The sequence below is a fragment of the Micromonospora carbonacea genome (assembly GCF_014205165.1).
Classification (GTDB): domain Bacteria; phylum Actinomycetota; class Actinomycetes; order Mycobacteriales; family Micromonosporaceae; genus Micromonospora; species Micromonospora carbonacea.
This window is the reverse complement of record NZ_JACHMZ010000001.1, coordinates 5,783,246-5,809,271: the sequence shown is the minus strand read 5'-3', so window position 1 is coordinate 5,809,271 and position 26,026 is coordinate 5,783,246. Positions and strand designations below refer to the sequence as shown.

General features: G+C 71.6%; 22 protein-coding genes and 2 tRNA genes. 19 read left to right on the top strand and 5 right to left on the bottom strand.

The genetic code is table 11. The annotated features are described in order from the left end of the window. Positions 1-8 precede the first annotated feature (8 nt). The 9 genes from HDA31_RS24080 (at position 9) to HDA31_RS24040 (ending at position 9,776) form a co-directional block, all read left to right on the top strand. Positions 9-1,193: a polyamine ABC transporter substrate-binding protein gene (locus HDA31_RS24080; RefSeq protein ID WP_178063461.1), complete on the top strand. Its 1,185-nt coding sequence runs from the start codon at positions 9-11 to the stop codon at positions 1,191-1,193. 5 nt (positions 1,194-1,198) lie between these two features. Then, positions 1,199-2,365: an ABC transporter ATP-binding protein gene (locus tag HDA31_RS24075; RefSeq protein ID WP_178063462.1), complete on the top strand. Its 1,167-nt coding sequence runs from the start codon at positions 1,199-1,201 to the stop codon at positions 2,363-2,365. After that, positions 2,362-3,276, top strand: coding sequence for an ABC transporter permease (locus HDA31_RS24070; RefSeq protein ID WP_178063463.1), 915 nt, complete (start codon positions 2,362-2,364; stop codon positions 3,274-3,276). The genes HDA31_RS24075 and HDA31_RS24070 overlap by 4 nt, the downstream gene beginning before the upstream one ends. Beyond that, positions 3,273-4,115: an ABC transporter permease gene (locus HDA31_RS24065; RefSeq protein WP_246384414.1), complete on the top strand. Its 843-nt coding sequence runs from the start codon at positions 3,273-3,275 to the stop codon at positions 4,113-4,115. Before HDA31_RS24070 ends, HDA31_RS24065 begins: the two co-directional genes overlap by 4 nt. Beyond that, positions 4,112-5,533 (top strand): NAD(P)/FAD-dependent oxidoreductase, encoded by a 1,422-nt coding sequence (locus HDA31_RS24060; protein ID WP_178063464.1) that lies wholly within the window; start codon positions 4,112-4,114, stop codon positions 5,531-5,533. The genes HDA31_RS24065 and HDA31_RS24060 overlap by 4 nt, the downstream gene beginning before the upstream one ends. Next, complete coding sequence (locus tag HDA31_RS24055) at positions 5,533-6,738, top strand: saccharopine dehydrogenase family protein (protein WP_178063465.1); 1,206 nt, start codon at positions 5,533-5,535, stop codon at positions 6,736-6,738. Before HDA31_RS24060 ends, HDA31_RS24055 begins: the two co-directional genes overlap by 1 nt. A 321-nt stretch (positions 6,739-7,059) precedes the next feature. Then, entirely contained in the window at positions 7,060-7,740 is a 681-nt protein-coding gene (locus tag HDA31_RS24050; RefSeq protein ID WP_246384415.1) for a G5 domain-containing protein, read from the top strand. Positions 7,741-8,002: 262 nt separating this feature from the next. Next, positions 8,003-8,848, top strand: coding sequence for a type IV toxin-antitoxin system AbiEi family antitoxin (locus HDA31_RS24045; RefSeq protein ID WP_178063466.1), 846 nt, complete (start codon positions 8,003-8,005; stop codon positions 8,846-8,848). A 226-nt stretch (positions 8,849-9,074) separates the two neighbouring features. Next, positions 9,075-9,776 (top strand): RlpA-like double-psi beta-barrel domain-containing protein, encoded by a 702-nt coding sequence (locus tag HDA31_RS24040; RefSeq protein ID WP_178063467.1) that lies wholly within the window; start codon positions 9,075-9,077, stop codon positions 9,774-9,776. Between the two features lie 113 nt (positions 9,777-9,889). On the opposite strand, the gene gabT is transcribed toward HDA31_RS24040, so the two are convergent. Further along, positions 9,890-11,161 (bottom strand): 4-aminobutyrate--2-oxoglutarate transaminase, encoded by a 1,272-nt coding sequence (gabT, locus tag HDA31_RS24035; RefSeq protein ID WP_178063468.1) that lies wholly within the window; start codon positions 11,159-11,161, stop codon positions 9,890-9,892. Positions 11,162-11,164: 3 nt separating this feature from the next. Beyond that, positions 11,165-12,601, bottom strand: a complete 1,437-nt coding sequence (locus HDA31_RS24030) for a gamma-aminobutyraldehyde dehydrogenase (RefSeq protein WP_091285650.1) — start codon at positions 12,599-12,601, stop codon at positions 11,165-11,167. Positions 12,602-12,763: 162 nt separating this feature from the next. Between HDA31_RS24030 and HDA31_RS24025 the strand changes: the two genes are divergently transcribed. Continuing rightward, positions 12,764-14,203 carry an aldehyde dehydrogenase family protein gene (locus tag HDA31_RS24025; protein WP_178063469.1) on the top strand — a complete coding sequence of 480 codons (1,440 nt, stop codon included), beginning with the start codon at positions 12,764-12,766 and terminating at the stop codon, positions 14,201-14,203. Between the two features lie 31 nt (positions 14,204-14,234). Here HDA31_RS24025 and HDA31_RS24020 read toward each other — a convergent pair whose 3' ends face one another. After that, complete coding sequence (locus HDA31_RS24020) at positions 14,235-15,464, bottom strand: SUKH-3 domain-containing protein (protein ID WP_178063470.1); 1,230 nt, start codon at positions 15,462-15,464, stop codon at positions 14,235-14,237. Between the two features lie 80 nt (positions 15,465-15,544). Here HDA31_RS24020 and HDA31_RS24015 point away from each other — a divergent pair, with 80 nt between their 5' ends. The 7 genes from HDA31_RS24015 (at position 15,545) to HDA31_RS23995 (ending at position 21,394) form a co-directional block, all read left to right on the top strand. Beyond that, the gene (locus tag HDA31_RS24015; protein WP_178063471.1) at positions 15,545-15,967 is read left to right on the top strand and encodes a YbaB/EbfC family nucleoid-associated protein; all 423 of its coding nucleotides are present in this window, start codon (positions 15,545-15,547) and stop codon (positions 15,965-15,967) included. Then, entirely contained in the window at positions 15,964-16,308 is a 345-nt protein-coding gene (locus HDA31_RS24010; protein ID WP_074476594.1) for a hypothetical protein, read from the top strand. The genes HDA31_RS24015 and HDA31_RS24010 overlap by 4 nt, the downstream gene beginning before the upstream one ends. Before the next feature lie 15 nt (positions 16,309-16,323). Further along, positions 16,324-19,602, top strand: coding sequence for a toxin glutamine deamidase domain-containing protein (locus HDA31_RS24005; protein ID WP_246384416.1), 3,279 nt, complete (start codon positions 16,324-16,326; stop codon positions 19,600-19,602). Beyond that, positions 19,586-19,957, top strand: a complete 372-nt coding sequence (locus HDA31_RS32570) for a hypothetical protein (RefSeq protein ID WP_246384418.1) — start codon at positions 19,586-19,588, stop codon at positions 19,955-19,957. The genes HDA31_RS24005 and HDA31_RS32570 overlap by 17 nt, the downstream gene beginning before the upstream one ends. A gap of 10 nt (positions 19,958-19,967) precedes the next feature. Continuing rightward, on the top strand, positions 19,968-20,699 hold the full coding sequence (locus tag HDA31_RS32565) for a nucleotidyltransferase family protein (protein ID WP_246384421.1): 732 nt from the start codon (positions 19,968-19,970) through the stop codon (positions 20,697-20,699). A gap of 161 nt (positions 20,700-20,860) precedes the next feature. Further along, complete coding sequence (locus tag HDA31_RS32560) at positions 20,861-21,133, top strand: hypothetical protein (protein WP_246384423.1); 273 nt, start codon at positions 20,861-20,863, stop codon at positions 21,131-21,133. Between the two features lie 188 nt (positions 21,134-21,321). Next, positions 21,322-21,394, top strand: a tRNA-His gene (locus tag HDA31_RS23995). A gap of 74 nt (positions 21,395-21,468) precedes the next feature. On the opposite strand, the gene HDA31_RS23990 is transcribed toward HDA31_RS23995, so the two are convergent. Continuing rightward, positions 21,469-22,764: a L,D-transpeptidase gene (locus tag HDA31_RS23990; RefSeq protein WP_178063473.1), complete on the bottom strand. Its 1,296-nt coding sequence runs from the start codon at positions 22,762-22,764 to the stop codon at positions 21,469-21,471. 198 nt (positions 22,765-22,962) lie between these two features. After that, complete coding sequence (locus HDA31_RS23985) at positions 22,963-24,234, bottom strand: L,D-transpeptidase (RefSeq protein WP_178063474.1); 1,272 nt, start codon at positions 24,232-24,234, stop codon at positions 22,963-22,965. A 186-nt stretch (positions 24,235-24,420) separates the two neighbouring features. Here HDA31_RS23985 and HDA31_RS23980 point away from each other — a divergent pair. Continuing rightward, positions 24,421-24,496 (top strand) — tRNA-Lys (locus tag HDA31_RS23980). A gap of 403 nt (positions 24,497-24,899) precedes the next feature. Beyond that, on the top strand, positions 24,900-26,021 hold the full coding sequence (locus HDA31_RS23975; RefSeq protein ID WP_178063475.1) for a DUF3644 domain-containing protein: 1,122 nt from the start codon (positions 24,900-24,902) through the stop codon (positions 26,019-26,021). The last annotated feature ends 5 nt before the right edge of the window (positions 26,022-26,026 follow it).

The following is a 26,026-nucleotide window of genomic DNA, read 5'->3' as shown; positions in this document are numbered from 1 at the left end:
GTCGTCACATGCGAACTCCCCTCCGGCCGCTCACTCGGCGTGGTCTGCTCACCGGCGCCCTCGGCTCGGCCGCGATGCTCGCCACGGCGGGCGCGCTCGCCGGCTGCGGCACCAAGGGCGCCGTGCAGACCGAGGCCGGCTGCGTCAGCGACGACCTCTCCGGCACGGAGAAGAAGCTGGCGTTCTCGAACTGGCCGCAGTACATGGACGTCGACGAGAAGGACGAATCCAAGCGCCCCAGCCTGGACGCGTTCGTCGCGAAGACCGGCATCCAGGTCACCTACACCGAGGACATCAACGACAACAACGAGTTCTTCGGCAAGGTGCAGAACCAGCTCGCGGCCTGTCAGGGCACCGGGCGGGACATCATCGTGCTCACCGACTGGATGGCCGCCCGGATGATCCGGCTCGGCTGGATCCAGAAGCTCGACCCGGCGAAGATCCCCAACGTGACGGCGAACCTGCTGCCGTCGCTGCTCAACCGCTCCTTCGACCCGGACAGCCGCATCGCCGTCCCGTGGCAGTCCGGCCTGGCCGGCCTCGCGTACAACGGGTCGGTCACCCAGGAGATCCGCACCGTCGACGAGCTGCTGACCCGGCCCGACCTCAAGGGCAAGGTCACCGCGCTGTCGGAGATGCGCGACACGATGGGCCTGCTGATGCAGTCCAACGGGCACGACCCGGCGAACTTCACGACCGCCCAGTTCGACGACGCGCTCAACAAGCTCAAGCGGGCCGTCGACTCCAAGCAGATCCGCAGGTTCACCGGCAACGACTACGCTCCCGACCTCGCCAAGGGCGACATCGCGGCGTGCATCGGCTGGTCCGGCGACGTCATCCAGCTCTCCGGGGAGAACGACAAGATCAAGTTTGTCGCGCCCGACTCCGGCGTGATGCTCTTCAGCGACAACATGATGGTGCCCAACAAGGCCACCCACAAGGCGAACGCCGAAGAGCTGATCAACTACTACTACGAGCCGGCCGTCGCCGCGAAGCTCGCCGCGTACGTCAACTACATCTGCCCCGTGCAGGGCGCGAAGGCCGAGATGGAGAAGATCGACCCGGAGTTGGCCGCCAACCCGCTGATCTTCCCCGACGAGGCGCTGCTGTCGAAGTCCAAGGTGTTCATGGCCCTGGACGAGAAGCAGGAGAAGGAGTTCGAGGGCAAGTTCCAGCAGGTCATCGGGGCGTGACGGGGATGAGCGCGAAGACGACGGGACACGACGCGCCGGCCGGCGACCTGCGGCTGGTCAACCTGACCAAGAGGTTCGGCATCTTCACCGCGGTCGACGACCTCGGCCTGACCATCCCGCAGGGCTCCTTCTTCGCCCTGCTCGGGGCGTCCGGGTGCGGCAAGACCACCACCCTGCGCATGATCGCCGGCCTGGAGCAGCCGACGAGCGGGCAGGTGCGCCTCGGCGACCGGGACATCGCCCGGCTGCGCCCGTACAAGCGGCCGGTCAACACCGTGTTCCAGAGCTACGCGCTCTTCCCGCACCTCGACATCTTCGACAACGTGGCGTTCGGGCTGCGCCGGCGCGGCATCCGCTCGGTCGACGACGAGGTCAACCGGATGCTCGCCCTGGTGCAGCTCGCCGACTTCGGCCACCGCCGGCCAGCCCAGCTCTCCGGCGGGCAGCAGCAGCGCGTCGCGCTCGCCCGGGCGCTGATCAACCGGCCGCAGGTGCTGCTGCTCGACGAGCCGCTCGGCGCGCTCGACCTGAAGCTGCGCCGGCAGATGCAGATCGAGCTCAAGCGCATCCAGACCGAGGTCGGCATCACCTTCGTGCACGTCACGCACGACCAGGAGGAGGCCATGACGATGGCCGACACCGTCGCGGTGATGAACGCCGGGAGGATCGAGCAGCTCGGCGCGCCCGCCGACATCTACGAATACCCGGCCACCGCGTTCGTGGCGAACTTCCTCGGCCAGTCCAACCTGCTCGCCGCCGAGGCCGCCGGGACCGCCGGGTCCGACGTGCCGGTCACCGCCCACGGCGCGCGCTACTCCGTGCCCGCCGGCCGCGCCCGCGTCGCCTCGGGCCCGGTCTACCTGGGGGTACGCCCCGAGAAGCTGCACCTCGTCGACGCCGCCGACCGGGTGCCCGCCGGCCACCAGTACGTGACCGGGGTGGTCACCGACGCCTCGTACGTGGGGGTCAGCACCCAGTATCTGGTGCGCACCGGGTGGGGCAGCGAACTGACCGCGTTCGCGGCCAACAGCGGCCTCGGCGGCCGGGTGCCCGTCGGCGCGTCCGTGGTGGCGCACTGGGACCCCCAGCACGCGTTCCTGCTGCCCCGCCCGCCCGGCGCCGACGACGCCACCGCCGGCCTGCTCGACGAGCCGGTGGGTGCGTCCTCGTGACCGCGCTGGCCCACGTTCCCACGTCGACGGGGCACCCCGCGACGCCCCCGCCGCCGCCCCGGGGCGGGCGGCACCGGCTGCTGCCGTACCTGCTGCTCCTGCCGGGCGCGGCCTGGCTGCTGCTGTTCTTCGCCGTGCCGCTGTTCCAGCTCGCCGCCGCGAGCCTCTACGACCCCGCCGGCTCGCTCTCCACCGGGTACGCGCTGACCTGGGCGTTCGGCAACTACCCGGACGCGGTGCAGGCGTACTGGCCGCAGCTCGGCCGGTCGTTCCTCTACGCCGGCATCGCGCTCGTGCTGGGCCTGCTGATGGGCTACCCGCTGGCGTACGCGATCGCCCAGAAGGCCGGCCGGTGGAAGAACCTGCTGCTGGTCTGCGTCGTCGCCCCCATGTTCACCAGCTTCCTGGTGCGCACCCTGGCGTGGAAGACGATCCTGTCCGACAACGGCGCTCTGGTCGGGCTGCTGCGCGACGTGCACCTGCTCGGCCCCGACGGCCGGCTGCTCGCCACCCCCGTCGCGGTGGTGCTCGGGCTGACGTACAACTTCCTGCCCTTCCTGGTGCTGCCGCTGTACGCGAGCCTGGAGCGGCTCGACTACCGGCTGCTGGAGGCGGCCGGCGACCTGTACGCGAGCCCGGTGCAGACGTTCCGCCGGGTGACCCTGCCGCTGTCGATGCCCGGCCTGATCGCCGGCACGCTGCTGTTCTTCATCCCGGCCACCGGCGACTACATCAACGCCGAGCTGCTCGGCACGCCCAACGAGTACATGGTCGGCAACGTCATCGACTCGGCGTTCCTGGTCCGGCTGGACTACCCGCAGGGCGCGGCCCTGTCGTTCCTGCTGATGGCGGCGATCCTCGCGGTGGTCTTCGTCTACCTGCGCCGCGCCGGCACGGAGGAGGTGCTGTGAGATTCTCCCGCTGGCTCGCCGACCACTGGGTGATGGGCGTCGCCCTGCTCGTCCTCGGCTACCTGTCGCTGCCCATCGCCGTGGTCGCCGCCCTGTCGTTCAACCGCCCGTCGAGCCGCCTGTCGTACGACTTCAACGAGTTCACCCTCGACAACTGGCGGCAGCCCTGCGCCACCTCCGACATGTGCGACGCGGTGGTGCGCAGCGTGCAGATCGGCTTCATCGCCACCGTCGTCGCCACCGTGCTCGGCACGCTGATGGCGTTCGCGCTGGTGCGGCACCGGTTCACCGGCCGCTCCGGGATCAACGTGCTGATCTTCCTGCCGATGGCCACCCCCGAGCTGGTCATGGGCACCTCGCTGCTGGCCCTGTTCGTCTCCGCCGGGGTGCCGCAGGGCTTCTGGACCGTCGTCATCGCGCACGTCATGTTCTGCGTGTCGTTCGTGGTGGTCACCGTCAAGGCCCGGCTCGCCGGCATGGACCGCCGGCTGGAGGAGGCCGCCGCCGACCTGTACGCGAGCCCGTGGCAGACGTTCCGCCTGGTCACCCTGCCGCTGGTGCTCCCCGGCATCGTGGCCGCCGCGCTGCTGGCGTTCTCGCTCAGCTTCGACGACTTCATCATCACCAACTTCAACGCCGGCACCACCGTCACGTTCCCCATGTACGTCTGGGGCGCCGCCCAGCGGGGCATCCCGCCGCAGGTCAACGTCATCGGCACGGCCATGTTCGCCGTCGCGCTGCTGCTCGTCGGGCTCAGCTCGCTGCGCGGGCGGCGGGCCCGCCGGCACACCCTCCCGGTGACACCGGCGACCGGCCGGCGGGCGAAGAGCCCGTCATGATCCTCCCGCATACCGGCCGGGCGCTCGCCGACGCGACGCCCGTCCCGTACTGGCTCGACCGGCCCGAACGCCCCGACCCGCTGCCCCCGCTGACCGGCGCGCACACCGCCGACCTGCTGGTGATCGGCGGCGGGTACGGGGGGCTCTGGGCGGCCCTGCTCGCCAAGCAGGCCGACCCCGACACCGACGTGCTGCTCGTCGACGCCGGCACCTGCGGCTGGGCCGCGTCGGGGCGCAACGGCGGGTTCTGCTCCGCCTCGCTCACCCACGGCCTCGCCAACGGCGTCGCCCGGTTCCCCGGCGAGGTCGCCGAGCTGGAACGCCTCGGCCGGGAGAACCTCGCCGCGATCGCCGCCACCGTCGACGCGTACGGCATCGACTGCGACTTCGAGCGCACCGGCGAGCTGGCCGTGGCCGTGCGGCCGTACCAGCTCGCCGGGCTCGCCGAGGACGCGGAGCTGGCCCGCAGCCACGGCCACGACGTGCGGCTGCTCGGCCGCGACGAGGTGCGCGCCGAGGTGGACTCGCCGACGTACCTCGGCGGGATGTGGGACCGCGACCGGGTCGCCATGCTCGACCCGGCGAAGCTCGCCTGGGGCCTGCGCCGCGCCTGCCTCGACCTGGGCGTCCGGATCCACGAGCACACCCGGGTCACCGGGCTGCGCGGCGACGCCGCCGCCGTGGCCGCCAGCACGGCCGGCGGCGTCGAGCAGGCCCCCGGCGTCATCCGCGCCCGCCGGGTCGTGCTCACCACCAACGCGTTCCCGCCGCTGCTGCGCCGGCTGCGCGCCTGGGTCGTGCCCGTCTACGACTACGCGCTGATGACCGAGCCGCTGACGCCCGCCCAGCGCGACGCGATCGGCTGGCGCAACCGGCAGGGCCTCGCCGACACCGGCAACCAGTTCCACTACTACCGGATCACCCGCGACGGGCGGATCCTGTTCGGCGGCTACGACGCCGTCTACCACCACGGCAACCGGGTCGCCCCCGAGCTGGAGCAGCGCCCGGCCACCTTCGCCGCCCTCGCCGAGCACTTCTTCACCACGTTCCCGCAGCTCGCCGACGTGCGGTTCAGCCACCGCTGGGGCGGCGTCATCGACACCTGCACCCGGTTCTGCCCGTTCTTCGGCACCGCCTACGGCGGCCGCCTCGCCTACGCCGCCGGCTACACCGGCCTCGGCGTCGGGGCCACCCGGTTCGGCGCGCGGGTCATGCTCGACCTGCTCGCGGGCGCGGACACCCCGCTCACCCGGCTCGCCCTCGTCCGGGGCAGGCCGCTGCCGTTCCCGCCGGAGCCCGTCCGGGCCGCCGGCATCCACCTCACCCGCTGGTCGCTGGCCCGCGCCGACGCGCGCGACGGCCGGCGCAACCCGTGGCTCCGTACGCTCGATCGTCTTGGTTTGGGGTTCGATTCCTGATGCGTATCCTGCTCGTCGGCGCCGGCGGGGTCGGCTCCGCCGCCGCCGCCATCGCCGCCCGCCGAACATTCTTCGACACCATGGTCGTCGCCGACGCCGACGCCGCCCGCGCCGCGCGGGCCGTCGCCGGCCACGGCGACCGGTTCGTCGCCGCGACCGTCGACGCCTCCTCCGCCGACGCCGTCGCCGCGCTGTGCCGCGAATACCGGATCACCCACGTGCTCAACGCCGTCGACCCGCGCTTCGTCATGCCGATCTTCGACGGCGCGTACGCGGCCGGGGCCGACTACCTCGACATGGCCATGTCCCTGTCCCACCCGCACCCGAAGCGCCCCTACGCCGAGACCGGCGTGAAGCTCGGCGACGAGCAGTTCGCCGTCGCCGACCGGTGGGCGTCCGCCGGCCGGCTCGCCCTGTGCGGCATCGGCGTCGAACCGGGCCTGTCCGACGTCTTCGCCCGCTACGCCGCCGACGAGCTGTTCGCCGAGATCGACGAGATCGGGGTACGCGACGGCGCGAACCTGACCGTCGAGGGCTACGACTTCGCCCCGTCGTTCTCCATCTGGACCACGATCGAGGAGTGCCTCAACCCGCCGGTGATCTGGGAACGCGACCGGGGCTGGTTCACCACCGAGCCGTTCAGCGAGCCCGAGGTGTTCCGCTTCCCCGCGGGCATCGGCCCCGTCGAGTGCGTCAACGTGGAGCACGAGGAGGTGCTGCTCATCCCGCGCTGGGTCGACGCCCGGCGGGTCACCTTCAAGTACGGCCTCGGCGAGGAGTTCATCGAGGTCCTGCGTACCCTGCACAAGCTCGGCCTCGACTCCACCGAGCCGGTCACCGTGCGCGGCGTGCGGATGTCCCCGCGCGACGTGGTCGCCGCCGCCCTGCCCGACCCGGCCACCCTCGGCGACCGGATGCGCGGCAAGACCTGCGCCGGCACCTGGGTCACGGGCGTGGGCAGGGACGGCCGGCCCCGCGAGGTCTACCTCTACCACGTCGTCGACAACGAGTGGTCCATGGCCGAGTACGGCCACCAGGCCGTCGTCTGGCAGACCGCCGTCAACCCGGTCGTCGCCCTGGAACTGCTCGCCACGGGCGAGTGGGCCGGCACCGGGGTCATCGGCCCCGAGGCGCTGCCCCCACGCCCGTTCCTCGACCTGCTAACGGGCTACGGCTCCCCGTGGGGCCTGGAGGACCGGCGGTAAAGGAAGGGAACCTTGTTAACGCTTTCGGTATAGGAAGGGCCCCCTGTTAACGGCCCCGTACTGCCGGAAGGCCGGCCGCGTCGACCCCGTGCGGCGGCTCCGCGCCGACCCGTACGAACGTGCCCGCCCGGATGGGGCACGATGCCGCCTGCCCGGTTTCCGCCCCGGACTGTACGTATCGGCCGGTGTGCCGATCGACGTCGTTGAGGATCGGTACGGCGGTTACCGAGCCGCCCCTCCCTGGTGACACTCGGTGTCGTGACCCATCAGCCGCCGTACCACCGAAACCCCGCCGCCCCCGTCGCGCCGTCCGTTGCCCGGGTGGGATGGTTCCGTCGCCTCCAGCCCGGGCAGCGGGTCGGTGTCGTCCTGGGCGGCGTGCTGTTGTCGACCGTGCTGCTCTGCTGCGCGGGAGCCGCCGTCGTCGGGACCCTCGCCGACGACCCGGGGCAGGGGCGTACCGCCGTGGCCGCCAAGGCCAGCCCGCCCGTCGCCGCCCCCGAGCCGGTCGTGTCCGAGGCGGCCGCGCCGGCGACCACCGTCTCCACGCCTCCGCCGTCCCCGACAGTCGCGCCCCCGACAGTCGCGCCCCCGACCGTGGAGACGCGCACCGAGCAGGAGACGCAGACGATCCGGCACGCCGAGCGAACGGTGAAGGACCCGTCCCTGGCCGAGGGCAAGCGGGTCGTCCGCACCAGGGGAGTCAACGGGGTCCGCACGCTGACGTACCAGGTCACCCTGACCGACGGGGTGCCCACCGGTCGGAAGCTGCTCCGGTCGGCCGTCACGAAGCAGCCGGTCACGCAGGTCGTCGCGGTGGGCACGAAGCAGGAGCGCCGGTGCGACCCCAACTACAGCGGCTGCGTGCCGATCGCCAGCGACGTCGACTGTGCCGGTGGCGGCGGCAACGGCCCCGCGTACGTCACGGGCCCAGTGAAGGTCATCGGCGACGACATCTACGACCTGGACCGCGACAACGACGGCTACGGCTGCGACGACTAACCCGCCCCCGCCCCCGCCCCCGCCGCCCCACCCCAAGTCGCCGCCGATCTTGCACTTTGGGCCCCGTCAAAAGCCGCGAATCGCCCACTTTTGGGGCCGCAAGTGCAAGATCGCCGAGGGGTGGAGGGGGAAGGGGAGGGGGAGGGGAGAGGGGTTAGCACAGTGGGGCGGGGTTGGGGGGTTGTCCACAGGGGCGGTCGTTGTCCACAGGGTCGGAGGTTGGTCAGGCGTCGGGGGGTGGGTCGCCGGGCAGCCTGCCAGGATGGAGAACCAGCTTTGGCGTACGACGTCGGTGTTGAGGTCGACCAGCCGGAAGCGGCTTCGGAACCGGCTGGCGAAGGGGCAGGTCGTGCGGGCGCGACGAGGCGTCTACGCGGACGGCCCCATCGAGGATCTCGACGCGCTACGAGCGCTGCTGCTGTGCCTGCCGTCCGAGGCGATGCTGTCCCGCCACACCGCGGCTCGCCTGCACGGCTTCGGCGTCCTTCCCGAGGGTGCCGTGCATGTGCAGTTGCCTCCTGAGGTGCCCCGGCCCCGGCTGCCAGGTGTGGTGGTTCATCACTCGGCGGTGCCAGTCGAGCCGGTCCTGGTGAGAGGGCTGCCCTGCGCGCCGGCCCCGCGCTGCGCGGTGGATCTGGCGCGTACGGTTCGGAGACTGGACGCCTTGCCGGTGCTGGATGCCGTGCTGCGGGCGGGCGTGGTGAGCCGAGATGGCCTCGTCGAGGAGGTGTTGTCCCACGGCGGGCTTCCGGGCGTGCGTCAAGCCCGCTCTCTGGTGCCGCTGGCCGACGGGCGGGCCGAGTGTCGTCAGGAGAGCCAACTGCGGCTGGTGCTGATCGATGGCGGCCTTCCAGTTCCGGAGCCGCAGGTCTGGGTGCTCGACGAGGACGGGGCCAGGCGCTACCGGCTGGATCTGGGGTACCGCCGACGGCGGATCGGCATCGAATACGACGGTTTGTCCCACCTGGACCGCGAGCGGCTCCGATATGACCGGGACCGCGCCAACTGGCTTGCCTCCGAGGGCTGGACGATGCGCCACTTCACCGACCGTGACCTCTACCGCCGCCCCGCCCACATAGTCACGACGATCCGTGCGCTCCTCCCCTGACCGCCGGTCGCAGTGCTCCGGCGATCTTGCACCTTGGGCCCCGACGAAAGCGACTATTCGGGCATCATGAGGGCCGAAAGTGCAAGATCGCGGGGGCAGGGCAGGGCAGGGCAGGGCGGGGTGGGGGTTTCCGGAATCGGAAACCTTCCTGGCGGATGGCTGAACCCGGCAGCGCTCCCAGGCCGTACCGCTCGGCGTAGCGATCATCGGACGACGGGAGAGGCACGTGAGGGTACGGCGGACGCATGTCCTGGCGGCGGGGATGGCCGTGGTCGCCTCGGCGGTGGTGGCGGTCGGGACGGGGCTCGGCTTCGCCGAGACGGCACCGGCGCGGCAGAGCGTGTGTCAGGGTTCGGTGACGTTCTCGGCGGAGGGTGGTGCGCCGGCGGCGACGAGTGACCGTTTTCCGGTGGGTACGCGGTTGCGGGTGACCAATCTGGACAATGGTCGTGCGGTGACGGTGTCGGTGGTGGGGCCGTCGGGCAGTTGTGTGCTGCTCAACGCGGCGGCGATGGAGCTGGTGCGGGAGCCGGGCAAGAACGTCGTGCGGCGCAACGTGGTGGAGCGCCTCGACGGCGGCGGCACACCCGCGCAGCCCGGCGGGGTGCCGGCCCAGCCCGGCGGAGAGCGGCCCGCCCAGCCCGGTGCCCAGCCCACGGGGGCGACGGCGGCACCACCCGCGAGGCAGAGCGCCTGTCAGGGTTCGGTGACGTTCTCGGCGGAGGGTGGTGCGCCGGCGGCGACGAGTGACCGTTTTCCGGTGGGTACGCGGTTGCGGGTGACCAATCTGGACAATGGTCGTGCGGTGACGGTGTCGGTGGTGGGGCCGTCGGGCAGTTGTGTGCTGCTCAACGCGGCGGCGATGGAGCTGGTGCGGGAGCCGGGCAAGAACGTCGTGCGGCGCAACGTGGTCGAGGTCCTGCGCTGAGAGAGACGCTGGGCGGAGAGAGGTGCTGCGCTGGGAGAGGTGCTGCCCTGAGGCCGGGTGGCGGGGCGGCCGGCGACCGATGACGGGTCGCCGGCCGTTCCGCAGGACCCGGCTCAGCCGAAGGCGGCGTCGAGGATGTCCAGGCCCCGGGCCAGCTCGCCGTCGGAGATGACCAGCGGGGGCAGGAAGCGCAGCACGTTGCCGTACGTGCCGCAGGTCAGGGTGAGCAGGCCGGCGGCGTGGCAGGCCGCCGACACCGCCGCCGCGGCGGCCGGATCCGGGACCAGGGTGCCCGGCTGCACCAGCTCCACGGCGAGCATCGCGCCCCGGCCGCGTACCTCGGCGATCCGCGCGTCGCGGGCGGCGACGGCGCGCAGCCGGTCGGCCAGCGTCGCCCCGATCCGGCGGGCGGCGGCGGCCAGGTCCAGCTCGTGCATGGTCTCGATCGACGCGAGCGCCGCCGCGCAGGCGACCGGGTTGCCGCCGTACGTGCCGCCGAGGCCGCCGACGTGCACCGCGTCCATCAGCTCGGCCCGGCCCGTCACGGCCGCCAGCGGCAGCCCGCCCGCGATGCCCTTGGCCAGGGTCACCAGGTCCGGCACGACGCCCTCGTGGTCGCAGGCGAACCAGTCGCCGGTGCGGCAGAAGCCGGTCTGGATCTCGTCGGCGACGAAGACCACCCCGGCCGCCGTCGCCCACTCGCGCAGCGCCGGCAGGAACCCCTGCGCGGGTACGACGAAACCGCCCTCGCCCTGGATCGGCTCGATCAGCAGCGCCGCCACGTTCTCCGCGCCGACCTGCTTCTCCACCGTCTCGATGGCCCGCGCCGCCGCCTCGGCCCCGGACAGGCCCCCGTCGCGCAGCGGGTAGGACATGGGCACCCGGTAGACCTCGCCGGCGAACGGCCCGAACCGGTGCTTGTACGGCATGTTCTTCGCCGTCAGCGCCATCGTCAGGTTGGTCCGCCCGTGGTACGCGTGGTCGAACACCACCACCGCCGGCCGCCCCGTGGCGTGCCGGGCGATCTTCACGGCGTTCTCCACCGCCTCCGCGCCCGAGTTGAACAGCGCGGAGCGCTTCTCGAAGCCGCCCGGGGCGAGCGCGTTGAGCTGCTCGCACACCGCCACGTACGACTCGTACGGCGCGACCATGAAGCAGGTGTGGGTGAACCGCTCGACCTGCTCGCGGACCGCCGCCACGACGCGCGGCGCGGAGTTGCCGACGTTGGTGACCGCGATGCCGGCGGCGAAGTCGATCCACTCCCGCCCGTCGACGTCGGTGATCGTGCCGCCGCCGGCCCGGTCCACGTACGCGCCGATGACGCTGCCGACGCCCCGCGCCACAGCCGCGCCCCGCCGCTTGTGCAGCTCCTCCGAGGATGGCAAGGCTCAGCCCTCGATGTTGTGCATGACGTGCTTGATCCGGGTGTAGTCCTCCAGGCTGTAGACCGACAGGTCCTTGCCGTGCCCGGAGTGCTTGAACCCGCCGTGCGGCATCTCGGAGACGAACGGGATGTGGGTGTTGACCCAGACGCAGCCGAAGTCGAGCCGGCGGGTCATCCGCATCGCCCGGCCGTGGTCGCGCGTCCACACCGACGCCGACAGGCCGTAGTCGACGCCGTTGGCCCAGCGCACCGCCTCGTCCTCGGCGGAGAAGCGCTGCACGGTGATGACCGGCCCGAACACCTCCTGCTGGATGATCTCGTCGGCCTGCCGGACCCCGGAGACGACGGTGGGGGAGTAGAAGAAGCCGCGCTCGCCGACCCGCGACCCGCCGGTCTGCACGCTCGCGTGGTCGGGCAGCCGGTCGACGAAGCCGCTGACCCGGGCGAGCTGGTTGGCGTTGTTCAGCGGGCCGTAGAGCACGTCGGCGTCGTCCGGCGCGCCGGTGCGCGTGTTGCGGGCCTGCTCGGCGAGCGCCGCCACGAAGTCGTCGTGGATGCCCGGACCGGCCAGCACCCGCGTCGCCGCCGTGCAGTCCTGGCCCGCGTTGAAGTAGCCGCCCACGGCGATCGCCTCGGCCGCCGCCGCCACGTCCGCGTCGTCGAAGATCACCACCGGGGCCTTGCCGCCCAGCTCCAGGTGGGTCCGCTTCAGGTCCGGCGCGGCGGCGGAGGCGACCTCCATGCCCGCCCGGGTCGAGCCCGTGATCGACACCAGCTGCGGGGTCGGGTGCGACACGAGGGTACGACCGGTGTCCCGGTCGCCGCAGACCACGTTGAACACGCCCGGCGGGAGGAACTCGGCGGCGATCTCGGCCAGCAGCAGCGTCGACACCGGCGTGGTGTCCGACGGCTTCAGCACCACCGTGTTGCCGGCGGCGAGGGCCGGGGCGATCTTCCACACCGCCATCATCAGCGGGTAGTTCCACGGGGTGACCTGCGCGCAGACGCCGATCGGCTCCCGCCGCACGTACGAGGTGTGGCCCGCCATGTACTCCCCGGCGGACCGGCCCTCCAGCAGCCGGGCCGCCCCGGCGAAGAACCGGAACTGGTCCACGGCCGGCGGCAGCTCCTCCTCGGCGGTGAGCTGGCGGGGCTTGCCCGTGTTGCGCACCTCGGCGTCGACCAGCTCGGCCGCCCGCGCCTCCACGGCGTCGGCGAGCTTCAGCAGCGCCTTCTGCCGCTCGCCGGGGGTGCTGTCCCGCCACGTCTCGAACGCGGCGGAGGCCGCCCGCATCGCCGCGTCCACGTCCGCCGCGCCGGACACCGGCGCCTGGGCGAAGACCTCGCCGGTGCACGGGTCGACCAGGTCGGCGTACCCGCCGTCGGAAGGATCGACGTACTCGCCGTTGACGAAGTTGCGCAGCTGCTGCTGGTCGCTCATCAGGTGTCTCCGAGGGATGCCGGGGATGCGGACAGCGGAGGTTATCGGAATCTGACTGCCATCTTCGCTACTGAATTCGCGGCAGACAAGGGCATGAGCGACTGTTTCCGTGCGGGAATTGCTGGTTACCGTGCGGCGGAGGCTCGGCTACGCTGCCGAGGTGTGGAGCCGAGAGCCTTCTTCGTCGCCGGCCGCCCCGCACACGGCGAGGGCGAGCTGACCGTCACCCACCCCTACGACGGTCGCCCGGTGGGGCGTACCACGCTCGCCACGCCCGACCAGGTCGAGGCCGCCGTCGCCGCGGCGGCCGCAGTGGCGGCGCAGGCCGCGGCCCTGCCCGCGCACGCCCGCGCGGCGGCCCTGGACCACGTCTCGCGGCGGCTCGCCGAACGGGCCGACGAGGTCGCCGACCTGATCACCGCCGAGAACGGCAAGCCGGTCAAGTGGGCGAAGGCCGAGGTGGGGCGGGCGGTGTCGACGTTCCGCTGGGCGGCCGAGGAGGCCCGCCGCTGCTCCGGCGAGCTGCAACGCCTCGACACCGACCCGGCCGCCACCGGGCGGATCGCGCTGGTCCGGCGGGCGCCGAAGGGCCCCGTGCTGGGGATCGCCCCGTTCAACTTTCCGCTCAACCTGGTCGCGCACAAGGTCGCCCCGGCCATCGCCGTCGGCGCGCCGATCGTCGTGAAGCCGGCCCCGGCCACCCCGCTGTCGGCGCTGCTGCTCGGCGAGCTCCTCGCCGAGACCGAGCTGCCCGCGGGCATGTTCTCGGTGCTGCCGCTGCCCAACGAGCGGGCCGCCGAGCTGGTCGCCGACCCCCGGCTGCCGGTGGTGTCGTTCACCGGCTCCGGGCCGGTCGGCGCGGCGATCCGCCGGGCCGTGCCCGACAAGCACGTCACCCTGGAGCTGGGCGGCAACGCGGCGGCGGTGATCTGCGAGGACTGGAACACCGACGAGGACCTCACCTTCGCCGCGCAGCGGATCGCCACCTTCTCCAACTACCAGGCCGGGCAGTCGTGCATCGCCGTGCAGCGGGTGTACGTGCACGAGTGGCTCTACGACGCCTTCCTGCCGAGGCTGGTCGCCGCCGTGGAGGCGCTGCGCACCGGAGACCCGGCCGACCCGCTGACCGACGTCGGCCCCCTGGTGTCGGAGGGGGCCGCGCAGCGGGTCGAGGCGTGGGTCGACGAGGCCGTGGTGGCCGGGGCGACCATCGAGGTGGGCGGGCGGCGCGAGGGGGCCACCTACCCGCCGACCGTGCTGTCCGGCGTGCCGGCCGACGCGAAGGTGTGCGCCGAGGAGGTCTTCGGGCCGGTGCTCGTGGTCGCCCGGGTCGAGAACGACGCGGCCGCGTTCGCCGCCGTCAACGACTCCGCGTACGGGTTGCAGGCCGGCGTGTTCACCCACCGGCTCGACGTCGCCTTCGCCGCCCACCGGGTCCTCGACGTCGGCGGGGTGATCGTCGGGGACGTGCCGTCGTACCGGGCCGACCAGATGCCGTACGGGGGCGTGAAGGGCAGCGGCGTCGGGCGGGAGGGCCTGCGCAGCGCCATGGACGACTACACCGAGGCGCGGGTCCTGGTCCTCACCGGGGTGCAGTTGTAGCTTCTCCCGGACGTCGTGTCCGGCGGCGGCGTCACCAGGTGCCGTCGTCGCGGACGCGGGCGGGGGCCCGGCCGAGCAGCAGGGTGGTCAGGGCGGCGTCGACGTCGTCGCCGAGGAACCACTCGCCGGCCTGGTCCAGCGCGAAGACCCTGCCCCGCTCGTCGACGGCGATGATGCTCTCCTGATTCTCCGTGCCGAGGGGGAACAGCCGGACGCCGAGCACGGCGGCGAAGTCCGCGAGCGTGTCGGCGTTGTGGGCGACCAGGTGCGGCATGACGTCGAACCGCGAGATCCACACCTGCTGGCCGGGGCCGCGGCGGGACCCGATCAGGCCGGGGAACCGGGTGATGGCCTCCACCGCCGCGGGGAACGCGACATGGGTGTGGTTGGCTCCGGCGACGGCCGTGACGTCCCGCACGGCGGCGGCGGCCATGATCTCGTCCCCGACGTGCGGGGCCCAGCCTGCGGCGACGAGGGCGTGGGCCACCTCGTCGGGGAAGCGGCCCGGCTCGGGCACCGGGGCCGGTTCCGGCACCCGGGGCTGCCGGAACCCCAGGTCGGACCAGGGGAGCACGTTCATGTGCACCAGGAAGCGGAGGCACGAGTCGCAGGGGCGGTCGCCCGGCCCGCCCGCCGGGTCGCCCGGCTCGCGCACCCAGTACAGCTCGAAGAGGCTGCCCGCGAAGAGGACCCGCGCCTCGTCGAGGGTCGCCGGGGCCTGCCCCGCGGCGGCGCGCTCGTGATCGTGCTCGTGCAGGGCGTCCGACACGACGATCAGCTCGGCGTGCCGGTCCACCCCCCGGACCAGGTGGCCGGGCGGCTGCGCGTCGAGATAGTCCCGGACGAGCCGGTGGTGCCGCAGCACCGCCTCGCCCTTGGCTCCCCCCGCGCGGTGCAGTCGGCCGCCCACGCTCAGGTGCGCGGCCGTGCCCGGGGTCGGCAGGCGGCGGATCTCACGGAGCAACTGGCTCGCCGGGTCGACGGTGCGCGGCGCGGGCTGCGCCGGCCGGCTGCGCCGGTACATCTCCCGCACGGCGGGGAACGGCAGGCGCGGCCACGTCGAGACCTCGCCGGTCTCCTTGTCCACCACGGTGGTCGGCAGGTCGCCCGGGAGAACCGCGGCGGACGGGGTCACCGTCGACGTGATCAGGTAGCCGAGGTCGAACTCCTCGACCAGCGGGGCGCACTCGTGCCCGAGTCGCTGGGAGTCCCGGTGGGCCCAGACGGTGGCGAGCTGTTCGGCCTGCTGACGGTCGATCACCCACCCGAAGTTACCGGACCCCACGGAATCCGTGGCGCCCGGTATGGTCTGCCGTACCGAGGGTGACGGGGAGGTCGACGTTGGCCGAGAGCGTGGACCGGGAGGCCAACCGGGCGCTGCGAGCCCGGTTCGACGAGGTGCACGGGCAATACCGCCAGCTCCGGTCCGGTCTGGACGAGCTGCGGTCCCGGCTCGCGGAGCTGCGGGTCACCGCGCGTTCCGACGACGGCCAGGTGACGGTGGTGGCCGGCGCCCGGGGCGACGTCGTCTCGGTGGAGCTCACCCCCGCCGCCCTCCAGGCCCGCGACGCCGGGGCCCTGAGCCGCAAGATCACCTCGACGGTGCACCGTGCCACCGCCGCCGCGGTCGCCGCCACCCAGGAGCTCGTGGCGGGCTACCTGCCGGCCGGGTCGGGGGCCATGGAGTTCCTCCGCACCGGTGACTTCGACACCCTGCTGGGCCGGGCCGACGCCGTCATGCGGGGCGGGGAGCGGGCGACGTGACCGACGGGCAGCTCTGGTTGGATCCGGGCCGCGCGCGGCGCGGCGGGGCCGACCTGGCCTCGGCCGGCGAGGCCGTCACCGACCGGCGGGCCCGGGCGGGGGGCCAGCTCGCGGCCGCCAGCGCCGCCCGCCCCTGGGGGCGGGACGACATCGGCGCGGCGTTCGAGAAGCAGTACCGGGGGTTCGAGGAGACGCTGCTGCGGGCCTGGACGGGCCTCGGGCGGGCGCTGGAACACCTCGGCGAGGACGTCGTGCGGTCGGTGGACAATTCCGTGCGCACGGACGCGCACAACGCCGGCCGGCTCGACCGGATCTCCGACCAGCGGCCCGCCGGGCGCTGACGACCCGAGGCCCCCGTGACCCTGCTGCCGAGCCCGATCCCGCACCCGCTGGACTACTCGCCCTGGGAGCTGCCCGGCTGGGTCTACGAGGCGCTCGACTGGGTGATCGGGGTGGAGTGGCCGGAGGGCGACGAGAAGGCGGTCTGGGACCTCGCCGACCAGTGGTACGCCGTGGCCGACGCCCTGGCCGGCCCGCGCGCCGACGCGGTCGCCGCCGCCGGGGAGGTCCGCAGCGGATACGGCGGGGTCGGGGCGGTCGCGGAGGCGTTCGACGCGGCCTGGCGGCGGGTGGCCGAGGGCGACGAGGCGCCGCTGCCGGTGCTCCTGGCGGTCAGCGGTGACCTCGGCCGGCTGGTCGAGGGGTGCGGCTGCGACATCGAGGGCGCCAAGCTCGAAGTCTGGATCGAGCTGGGCATCCTCGTCGTCGAGCTGCTCTCCCTCGCGGTGGCGGCGGTGCTCACCGCCGGTGCCGCCTCGCCCGCCGCCGGTGCCGCGATCGCCGCCAGCCGCTTCGTCGTGCAGCAGATCTTCAAGAAGCTGCTGGCCCAGCTCGCCCGCAAGACCCTCAAGCAGGGCCTGAAGGAGGCCGGCGAGCGCGCCGCCAAGCGGGTGGCCGAGGGCGGCATGCGCGGCCTCGCCCGCAAGGCGGCGCGCGGCGGGCTGGAGGAGGCGGCCGAGGAGTCGGGGATCACGCTCGCCACGCAGGCGTACCAGAACTCGACCGGCCGCCGGCACGGCCTGGACGTGACCGACGCGGGGATGTCCGCGCTCGGCGGCCTGGCGGGCGGGGCGGCCGCGCCGCTGGCCGGCCTCGGCCGCCACGCGACCGGGCGGGCGGCCCGGGTCGGCGAGCACTTCGGCCGGGAGATGACCGGCGAGGTGATCGCCGACCTGGCGGCCAACGTCGCCACCGGGCAGGGCCTGGTGTCGCTGGAGGATGCGGCCCGGGCTGCCGCGTCCGGCGCCACCGGGTCGACCACCGCCCAGACCGACACGGCGCTGCACCACCGCCTCGACGGCCGGATGGCCGCTCTCGCGGGGGCGTCCTTCGCCCCCACCGACCTCGGCGGACCCGCACCGGCCCCGACCGATGCGACGCCCGTCCCGACCCCGACCGACGGCACCCCCGGCGCAGGCCCGGAACGTCCCACCGTCCCGCTTCCGCGCGACGGGGCGGGCACCGGCCCCGTCGCCCCGACGCTCGGGGTGGCCGGGCCGGATCTCGGCCCGGCCGAGGCGGCCGGCGACGCGCTGCGGACGCACCAGCCGGCGGCCCCGCCCGCGACACCCGAGTCACCGCCCGGCGACGCCCACTCCGCCGGCCCGGCCGGCGGCGCCCATCCCGGCCACGGGTCGACCGCGTTGGCGGGGGCGCCGACGGAGCCGGCGGCGCAGTCCCCGGGCGCCCCCGGCGCGACCGACGGGCCGGTGGCCCCCCGCGCGACGGCCGCCCCGACGCTGTCCTCCGTCGCCCCGGTCGAGCCCGGGCAGCTCGACACGCGGGGAGCCGGGCCGCCGCCCCCGTCCGTCGCCACCGCCCCCGGCGTCGCCGCTGCCACCGCCCCCGTCGCTTCCGTCGCCGCCACCGTCACCGACGGCGGCGCGCCCGGGGGGCCGGCGCCCCACCTGCCGGCCCCGGCGAGCGGCACCGTCGCGCTGCCCCCGGTGGCCTCGGCGGCCCCGCCGGCAGCCGGCGCGGGCGCGGTGGGCGTGGCCAGGCCGCCCGCCCCCGGCCACGACGGCCCGTTCCCGCCCCCGCCACCCCGCTTTCCGCTGCTGCACTCGTTGGATCCGCGGTCGCCGTCCGCGGACCATCCCGTTCCGCCGCCGCGCAGGTCGCCCGAGTGGCAGGCCAGGCGGCGGGCCGAACGCGAGGCGTACGACCGGCGTCGCTACCAGGCCCGCTTCCACCAGCAGCGCGCTCTGCACGAGGACAACCGGCGATACGACGACTCTCAGGAGCTACGTTCCCGGTACGAGTTCTTCCAGCGGCGCGCCAGCGAGTACGCCGCCTACGCGCTCAGCCTGAAGCACCGCGGGCAGGACTACCTCGCGACGTCGTGGCACCGGATGGCGGTGGCGGACGAGCGGGCCGCCCACGAGTCGCGGGAACTGGCCGAGGCGGTGCTAGCCGGCACGGTCACGCCGCAGTTCGTCGAGGTCAGCGACCCCCTCGACTTCTACTCGATCAACACGGACGATCCGTCGCTCGTCGTCGGCGAGGTGGACACCGGCGGCCCTTCGGCGCTCACCGGAGACGACCATCCGCCGCCGATCGACCGGTCCCGCCGGTACGGGCAGTGGGGCGGGCTCCGGCCCCCGTTGGCCCTGCACCAGTCGGACCTCGAACGCGCGATGCCCCGCGACGCCGGCGGGCAGGTCCTGCGCACCGCCGATCCCCGCCGGGGCGGCTGGTTCCGGCTCGCCAACGACGGCGGGCCCGCCGCGGATCCGACCCGGGGCATCAACTGCCTGGACTGCACCCTGTCCCTCTACGAGACGTGGATGCACGGCCGCCCCCGGGTCTCCGCGCCCCGCACCTTCGACGCGTACGCCGCCGGAGACATCAGCCGGCCGCTCGGCGGGGAGCTCGGCGGCCCGGGGCGGGTCGAGGACGCCACCGGCGGGCGCTTCCAGCAGCTCGTCGACCCCGACGACGGCACCCCCGAGGACGACAGGTGGAGTGTGGTCAACCGGGGGTTCGGCAGCATCGAGAGGCAGCTACGCGCCGGCGGGCACGGCAGCTACGCGTTCCTGATCACCACCTACGAGGGTGGCGGGTCGCACGCCTGGGTGGCGCTGAACCAGGACGGCGGCGTGCTCTACCTGGATCCGCAGAGCGGAATCGTGTCCGACATGCCGATCTACCTGCACAGCGGACTGCGGGCCCCGCACAACGTGACCGGCATCGATGCTCTGGTCCTCGGGGCGGACGGGCGACCGATGCCGTTCGCCGGGGCCGGGCCGGGGCAGTTCAGCCAGCGGGCCGAGGTGACGGAGCAGTGGCAACGGTCGCAGCCGGAGGACCGGTCGCGGGAGTGGCAGCCCGGCCCCGACGACCCCACGGACGACGAGCTGTACGTCAACCGGATGCACCTGCTGGAAAGCCCCGGCTCGGCCGATCCAGTGCTGGCGCAGGGGGATGGCACCGATAGCCCCGACGATAATCCCCCGCGAGGTTCGATTGAATCGAACCTCGCGGGCGACCAGGTCCGCCGCACCCGCGAAGAGGCTCGAACGGTCTTGAGGTCGCGTGGGGATCTCTCCGCGGAAGGTCGTGACGGCCAACTCTGACCTTGACCAGATCTTCAGTGCGGGCGTTACGCCGGTCGAGCTGGCGACAGAAATGGACGGGCCGACGCTGCGGCGCCTTGCACCGCAGTTGACCGAGGTAGCAGCGGAGGATCTGTCGGCGCTCTTTGAAGACCGCCGCGTCCGACGCATGCTGGATCAGACCTGGCGGTCTCCACCGGCCGGTGAACCATGTCTGGCCGAGACGCTGGTGAATCCGTTGGTGGCGGAACCAAAGTTGGTGAGGCTGATACTGGCGACGCCGGAGTTGGCCAGATCATTGATTGCGCGCCCGGTTACGCTGCATCACCTGGCAAGTCACCCGCAGGCCGTCGAAGTGCTCCAGTCTGGTGCATGAGGTTGAAGAAATGGGCGCACCTCCCCAGGATCCGGGCGCATCGAGACCGGAGTCAACGCCTCTTACCGAAGAGCAGCGGAGGGTCAGTGAGAGCGTCGCGCCGGAGGCGGGTGGCGCGGTCCAGCCAGGATTCGACTATGTCCGTCGAACGGATGCCAGATATCGGTCTGAATACCTGGACACCCTTTATCGCGAGGCAGCGGTCGCGCAGCAGGAGTTGATCGTACTCGCGCAGCAACTTGCGCACGAGGGTGATCGTGTGGTTGGCGTGGCAGGCTGGCGGGCCGAGCCCAAGGCTGGGCAGCGCGCTGAAGACAAGATCAAGAAGTATCATGGGGAGGCCTCGCGGTTGACCGATCTTGCCGCCGCAAAGGTTGAGTTCGATTCGCTTGGCGGCCTATATCGAGCCCTCGACCGGCTGCGAGGGCATCCTGCGGTGCGGATCGTGGAGTTCAACGACCGCTTCCGAAATCCGCAGGGGAGCGGTTACCGCGACATTCAATTGCTGCTCAGGTTGTCCGATGGTCATGTGGCGGAGTTTCGCCTGCATTTGGCTGCGTTGGACGAGGTGGCCGTTTGGGAGCATCCACCCTTCGAGGTCAAGCGAGACGTCGAGGCTCTGGCGCTTGAGGAGGGTCGAGTGTTGACGGCGCGAGAGTCGGCGATTGTCGGTGGTATCATCAGGCGTCGGCAGGAACTCTTCTGGAATGCCTCAATCTCCACTCTGCAGGAAAGCGCGTGAATCCTACTCCCGGCCTCGTTCTTCCTTTGTATTTCAGATACTATGCATCGCCGGTCAAGATCGTATCGTCGCCCGATGGTGGAGTGTGCGTGTGGCGAGTCTCCATAGATGACGGCGGGTGGAACAGGGAAGATGAGCTCTGTGCGGAAATGGTCTTTGCCGTGGGCGGTGAAATCTTCACGCGGCCGCCGGGAGATTTCGTTCAGGCGGTGGAGGCGTATCGCGGTTACTATCTGCGGGGCGATGGCCCGATCTTTGCGTTGTACGAGACCGTGCGGGCCATCGAGGATGTCGCTGCCGCTGAGCGGCGTGCTCTGACGACGGAGGAGCGGGCCTTGGTCCAGGGCGTCAGGCGGCGGACGTTCGTCATGTTCGAGGAGCAGTTGCAGCGGGAGGGCGACCCTGGCGCGGACCCGACCATCGCCGCCCCGTAGCAGCAGGCGGACACGCTCGCGGATCTTGGCACGAAACGACCCCTTCAGGGGCCACTTCGCACCCAGATCTCCCGTCGCCACGTCTGGGGACCGGGACGGGGGGCGGGGAACCCGGTGGACGTGGGTGGCGGGGGTGAGGCTATTATTAGTCCCGCACGCCGCCCGGTCCTGCCGGAGCGGAGCGCATGGTGGCTGTAGCTCAGTTGGCAGAGCACCGGGTTGTGGTCCCGGTTGTCGTGGGTTCAATTCCCATCAGTCACCCTCAGCACGAAGGCCCCCTCCGACCGGAGGGGGCCTTCGTCGTTGCCGCCCGGGGCGAGGGCCCCGGGGGCGGGTCAGGCGGTCGGTTCGGCGCTGGGGGACTCGGTCGCGTCGCCGGGGGCCTCCTCGGCGTCCGGCGCGGCGGCGGCATCCGGGTCGTACGGGAGGGCGCTGCCCTTGACGTACTCGTCCCAGCTCATGTTCCAGTCGGTCCAGCCGTTGCCGTTGGCGAGCTTGCGTTCGGTGCCCTTGACGGTGATCGGGTCGCCGACGCGGGTGTTGTCGAACAGCCAGGCGCCGTTCTTCATCGAGACGTTGACGCAGCCGTGCGAGACGTTGACGCTGCCCTGCTGCCCCTCGGACCAGGGTGCGGCGTGGATGAACTCGCCGCCCCAGGTGAGACGCTGCGCGTAGTCGATCTTCGTGCGGTAGCCGTCCTCGGGACCCAGCTCCTCGAAGGTGTCGAAGACGGTCTTGCGCAGCTTTTCGATGACCACCATCGTGCCGCTGGACGACGGCGTGCTCTTCTTGCCGAGGCTGACGGGGATCGTCTTGATCACCTTGCCGTCCTTGGTGACGGTCATCCGCTTCGTCTTGTTGTCGACCGTCATGATCACCGCTGGGCCGGTCTTGATGTCGACCGTCAGGTCCGCCCGGCCGTACCAGCCGTCGCCGAGGGGGAGGCCGCCGGCCTGCACCCGGTAGGAGATGGTGCTGCCCGCCTTCCAGAACTCCTTCGGCCGGTACCGGATCTCGGTGGGGCTGACCCAGTGCCAGATGCCCTCCTGGGCCGGCGTGGAGGTCACCGTCATCCGCCGCTGGACGTCGTCGCGGTAGTCCTCGGGGATGGCCCGGCTGAACTTCACGATGAGCGGCATGCCGACGCCGACGACCTGGTCGTCGCCGAGGAAGCTGCTGACGCGTACCTGGTTGCCGGGCTTGGCCATGGTGGTGAAGGTGCTGGTCGCCTGCGCCGGTTTGCCGTCGTCGCCGGTCGCCGTGACGGTGGCCGTGTAGGTCTCGCCGTACTTCAGGGCGCCCTTGGGCAGCCAGCTCTTGCCGTCGGCGGCGAGCGCGCCCGCGACGGGCGCGCCGGCCGAGTCCTTCAACTCGACCGCGGTGTCCTCGGCCTCCTTCGTGGTGAAGGTGATGCCCGTGGACGCCGGCACGTCCTTCGCGTCGGCCGCGGGCTCGGTGATGGTCGCCGCGGCCTTGGGTGCGCTCTCGCCGCCGCCCTGCCAGGACGACGGCTTGCCCCCCTCACCGTCGGTGCAGGCGCTGGTGAGCGCCAACACGGCGGCGAGCAGCCCCGCCGCGAAGACGCGGCGTCGACCACCGCGCCGGGTCAGCTGGTCCTGGGTTGCGCGCATGATTCCCTCACTGTCGTGGTGCCCCGGTTGCCCATCGTCTCTCACTGACGCACGGAAACAGGTACCCGTTGCCGGGGGTGAAGAGAAACACTCGATCCAGGATGGCGGAAACCGGCGAAAGGCGCATCTGGCGAACCGTGCTCACATATGACGGGGCGGGCGCCGGAATCCGGCGCCCGCCCCGTGTCGACGGTCTTGTCAGGCCAGAGCCGGCCCGGCACCGCCCTCCGGCACCGGCAGGGCGCTGCCCTTGACGAACTCGGACCAACTCAGGCTCCAGGCCGTCCAGCCGTTGCCCTGAGTGAGCTTGCGCTCGGTCCCCTTGATAGTGATCGGATCGCCGACCCGGGTCTGGGAGAAGAGCCACTTCGCCTGCGCCATCGAGACGTTGACGCAGCCGTGCGAGACGTTCTGCCGCCCCTGGACGTGCTCGGACCAGGGCGCGGCGTGGATGTACTCGCCGCCCCACGTCAGCCGCTGGGCGAAATCGATCTCGGTGACGTACCGGTTGGCCGGGTCCGGGTCGTCGCGGGTGTCGAAGACCGTGGACTCCTTCTTCTCCATCACCACCATCGTGCCGCTGGAGGAGGGCGTGCTCTTCTTGCCCAGGCTCACCGGGATCTTCCGCAGCAGCTGGCCGTCCTGGAAGACGCTCATCTGCTTGGTGGCGTTGTCGACCTTCATCTCGAACGCTCGACCGATCTTGGCGGTGGCGCTCCGGTCGACGTTGCCGTACTTGCCGTTGCTCAGCGGGATGCCGGCCAGCGCGATCCGCACGCTGATCGTGGTCCCGGGCTTCCAGTACTCCGGCGCCCGGTAGTAGGCCTGGGTGCCGTTGGAGACCCAGTGCCACGCGCCGGGCTGTGGCGGGTCGGTGCGGACGAACATCCGCTTCTGCACCGCCGCCCGGTCCTTCTCCGGGATGCCGGGGTGGAACTCGGTGACGACAGGCATACCTACGCCGTACGTCTTGTCGCTGAACAGGTAGAGCCCGGAGGCGATCATCGACTTCGGCTTGGCCATCGTCGTGAACGTGCTGGTGCCCTGCTTGGCCTCGCCCCCGGTGCCGGCGGCGTTGACGGTGGCCGTGTAGCGGGTGCCGTACTTCAGGGGCTTGTTCGGCACCCAGGACGAGCCGTCGGCGCGCAAGCGGCCCTCGACCTTGTCGCCGTTCGCGGCGGTGAGGGTGACGTCGGTCACCTTGCCGCCCTCGGGGAGCTTCGCGGAGATCTCGGTGCTGACCGGCCTGCTCTTGGCCCCGTCTGCCGGACTGACCTTGAGCGTCGGGTCGGCGCTCGTGGCCGGATCGGCCGGCGCCGTTCCTGTCTCGGCGGCGACGCTGCTGCCGACGGCGGGCGCACCGTCGACGAACTCCGCCTTCTTCTGGCCGTCACCGCACCCGGTCAGTGCCAGTGACGCCATCAGGCTCAGGGCGCCTACCGTCGCCCCGGCCCGCGCGAACATGCCCATTCCCACCTCTGTTCTCGCGTACCTGGCGGACATCGTGCCGCATGGCGGCCAGCTACCACCGCCCGCGCCGCCAATCGTGAGGGATTTAGGGGTTTTTGACCCTTAAGCGTGTCCGAAGGGTGGAGCCGGGTATCGGATTGGAACCCCGCTCAGGAGGCGTGCTAGGGTTCTCTCCGTTGCCAACGAGCGCCGCTAGCTCAACTGGCAGAGCAGCGGACTCTTAATCCGCGGGTTCGGGGTTCGAGTCCCTGGCGGCGCACCAACGATCAAGGCCCTGACCTGGTGGTTTCCACCGGGTAGGGGCCTTTTTCGTGTACGGGGGTGGTGGGTGGTCGCTCGGTGGGTGCTCGGGAGCCGTTGGACGGCTCAGGCGCTGTAGGGACCAGGCGCTGTGCTCGCGGACATCAGCGGCACCGGGTGGCGCTGGCGTTGTGCAACCCCGACCCCGGGCCGGGCTGAATCCACGGCTGGTCGGTCGAGTGCGGCAGGGGCATTGCCGTCCTACCGACTGGCCGGCGAACGATTGCAGGGTCGTCAGCCGGTGCGACCGCGACACCCCCGTGTTTCCATGACCGGCTGCCCCGTACGGGGCCAGGGTAGATTTCCGCTTGTCCTGGGCGGCCTCTAAGTGTGATCCTTCATGCTGGACGTGAAGGACATACGAAATGGCATACGCCCGTTGGCGCCACATCCTCACCGAGTCGCAGCGACACGCCCTAAAGGCAGTGGACGAGTGGAACTGCTCAAGCGGCAACTACTGCGACTTCCTCACCCACATGCACAAGGCCTGGCACTATCTGCTGCATGCTGAGTTCCACCAGGCAAAGATCGACTATCACTACAAGGACGCCCAGACCGGCGAGTACAAGTTGATCGACGGTGAGCCGAAGGCGTGGGATCTTGAATTCTGCTTGAAGCAGCGCTATCCCAACAGCAGCGACCCGGTCAGGCTGAACGCAGAGCTGTTCGTAGCGCTCCGTAATAAAGTGGAGCATCGATACGAGCACAACGCGAAGGTCGCGACAGGCGGCAAGGCGCAGGCCCTTGTCATGAACTACGAGCATGAGATGGTGAGCCACTTCGGAGGCACCTTCAGCCTCGCCGAACGACTCCGCTTCCCCGTCTCGCTCCAGTCTCTGACCGCCGAAGGACGTGAGCAGCTTCGAGCGGCTGCCGCGAAGTTGCCGAAGGGCACCCGCGATCTGGTCGCGAGATTCGAAGCGGCCATCGATCCGGCTGTGCTGGATGACTTGAAGTACGACTACCGGGTTCGGCTGGTGCCTGTTGTCGGCTCGAAGTCCGATGCCGACTTGGCGATCGACTTCGTCAAGCTCGATGACCTGAGCGAGGATGAACGCAAGGTCATGATGGAGGCGGGCCGGCAAGGAACAGTCATCATCAAGAATCGGCATGTTGAGGTGGCGGACAAGGACAAGCTGCTTCCCAGTCGCGTTGCTTGTCTTGTCGAAAGCCAGTTGCCCTTCGAGTTCAACGTTCAGCGCGAGCACACCGAGATGTGGAGGCGGCTCGCGGTACGGCCTACTGCCGGGGCCTCCGATCCGTGTGACACCGACGCCCGGTACTGCGTCTACAACGAGGCCTTCAAGAGCTACGCCTACACTCCGGCTTGGGTAAAGCGGATCGTTAAGGAGATCGGCACCGTGGAGAAGTATCGGGCCTTCTTCGGGCGCGAGCCCCGCATGAAGAAGGCGACCAGCCTACCGAGGCAGGAGGGCCCGACATCCTCCTCCCTGCACGATGCGCAGCCCATGAGGGAGACAGCCTGAGCTTG

What these genes read in the sequence shown, in the direction of transcription:
- HDA31_RS24080 (WP_178063461.1), top strand. Translation starts at nt 9, where the DNA reads ATGCGAACTCCCCTCCGGCCGCTCACTCGGCGTGGTCTGCTCACCGGC.
- HDA31_RS24075 (WP_178063462.1), top strand. Translation starts at nt 1,199, where the DNA reads ATGAGCGCGAAGACGACGGGACACGACGCGCCGGCCGGCGACCTGCGG.
- HDA31_RS24060 (WP_178063464.1), top strand. Translation starts at nt 4,112, where the DNA reads ATGATCCTCCCGCATACCGGCCGGGCGCTCGCCGACGCGACGCCCGTC.
- HDA31_RS24055 (WP_178063465.1), top strand. Translation starts at nt 5,533, where the DNA reads ATGCGTATCCTGCTCGTCGGCGCCGGCGGGGTCGGCTCCGCCGCCGCC.
- HDA31_RS24045 (WP_178063466.1), top strand. Translation starts at nt 8,003, where the DNA reads ATGGAGAACCAGCTTTGGCGTACGACGTCGGTGTTGAGGTCGACCAGC.
- HDA31_RS24030 (WP_091285650.1), bottom strand. Translation starts at nt 12,601, where the DNA reads ATGAGCGACCAGCAGCAGCTGCGCAACTTCGTCAACGGCGAGTACGTC.
- HDA31_RS32565 (WP_246384421.1), top strand. Translation starts at nt 19,968, where the DNA reads ATGGGCGCACCTCCCCAGGATCCGGGCGCATCGAGACCGGAGTCAACG.
- HDA31_RS23990 (WP_178063473.1), bottom strand. Translation starts at nt 22,764, where the DNA reads ATGCGCGCAACCCAGGACCAGCTGACCCGGCGCGGTGGTCGACGCCGC.
- HDA31_RS23985 (WP_178063474.1), bottom strand. Translation starts at nt 24,234, where the DNA reads ATGGGCATGTTCGCGCGGGCCGGGGCGACGGTAGGCGCCCTGAGCCTG.
- HDA31_RS23975 (WP_178063475.1), top strand. Translation starts at nt 24,900, where the DNA reads ATGGCATACGCCCGTTGGCGCCACATCCTCACCGAGTCGCAGCGACAC.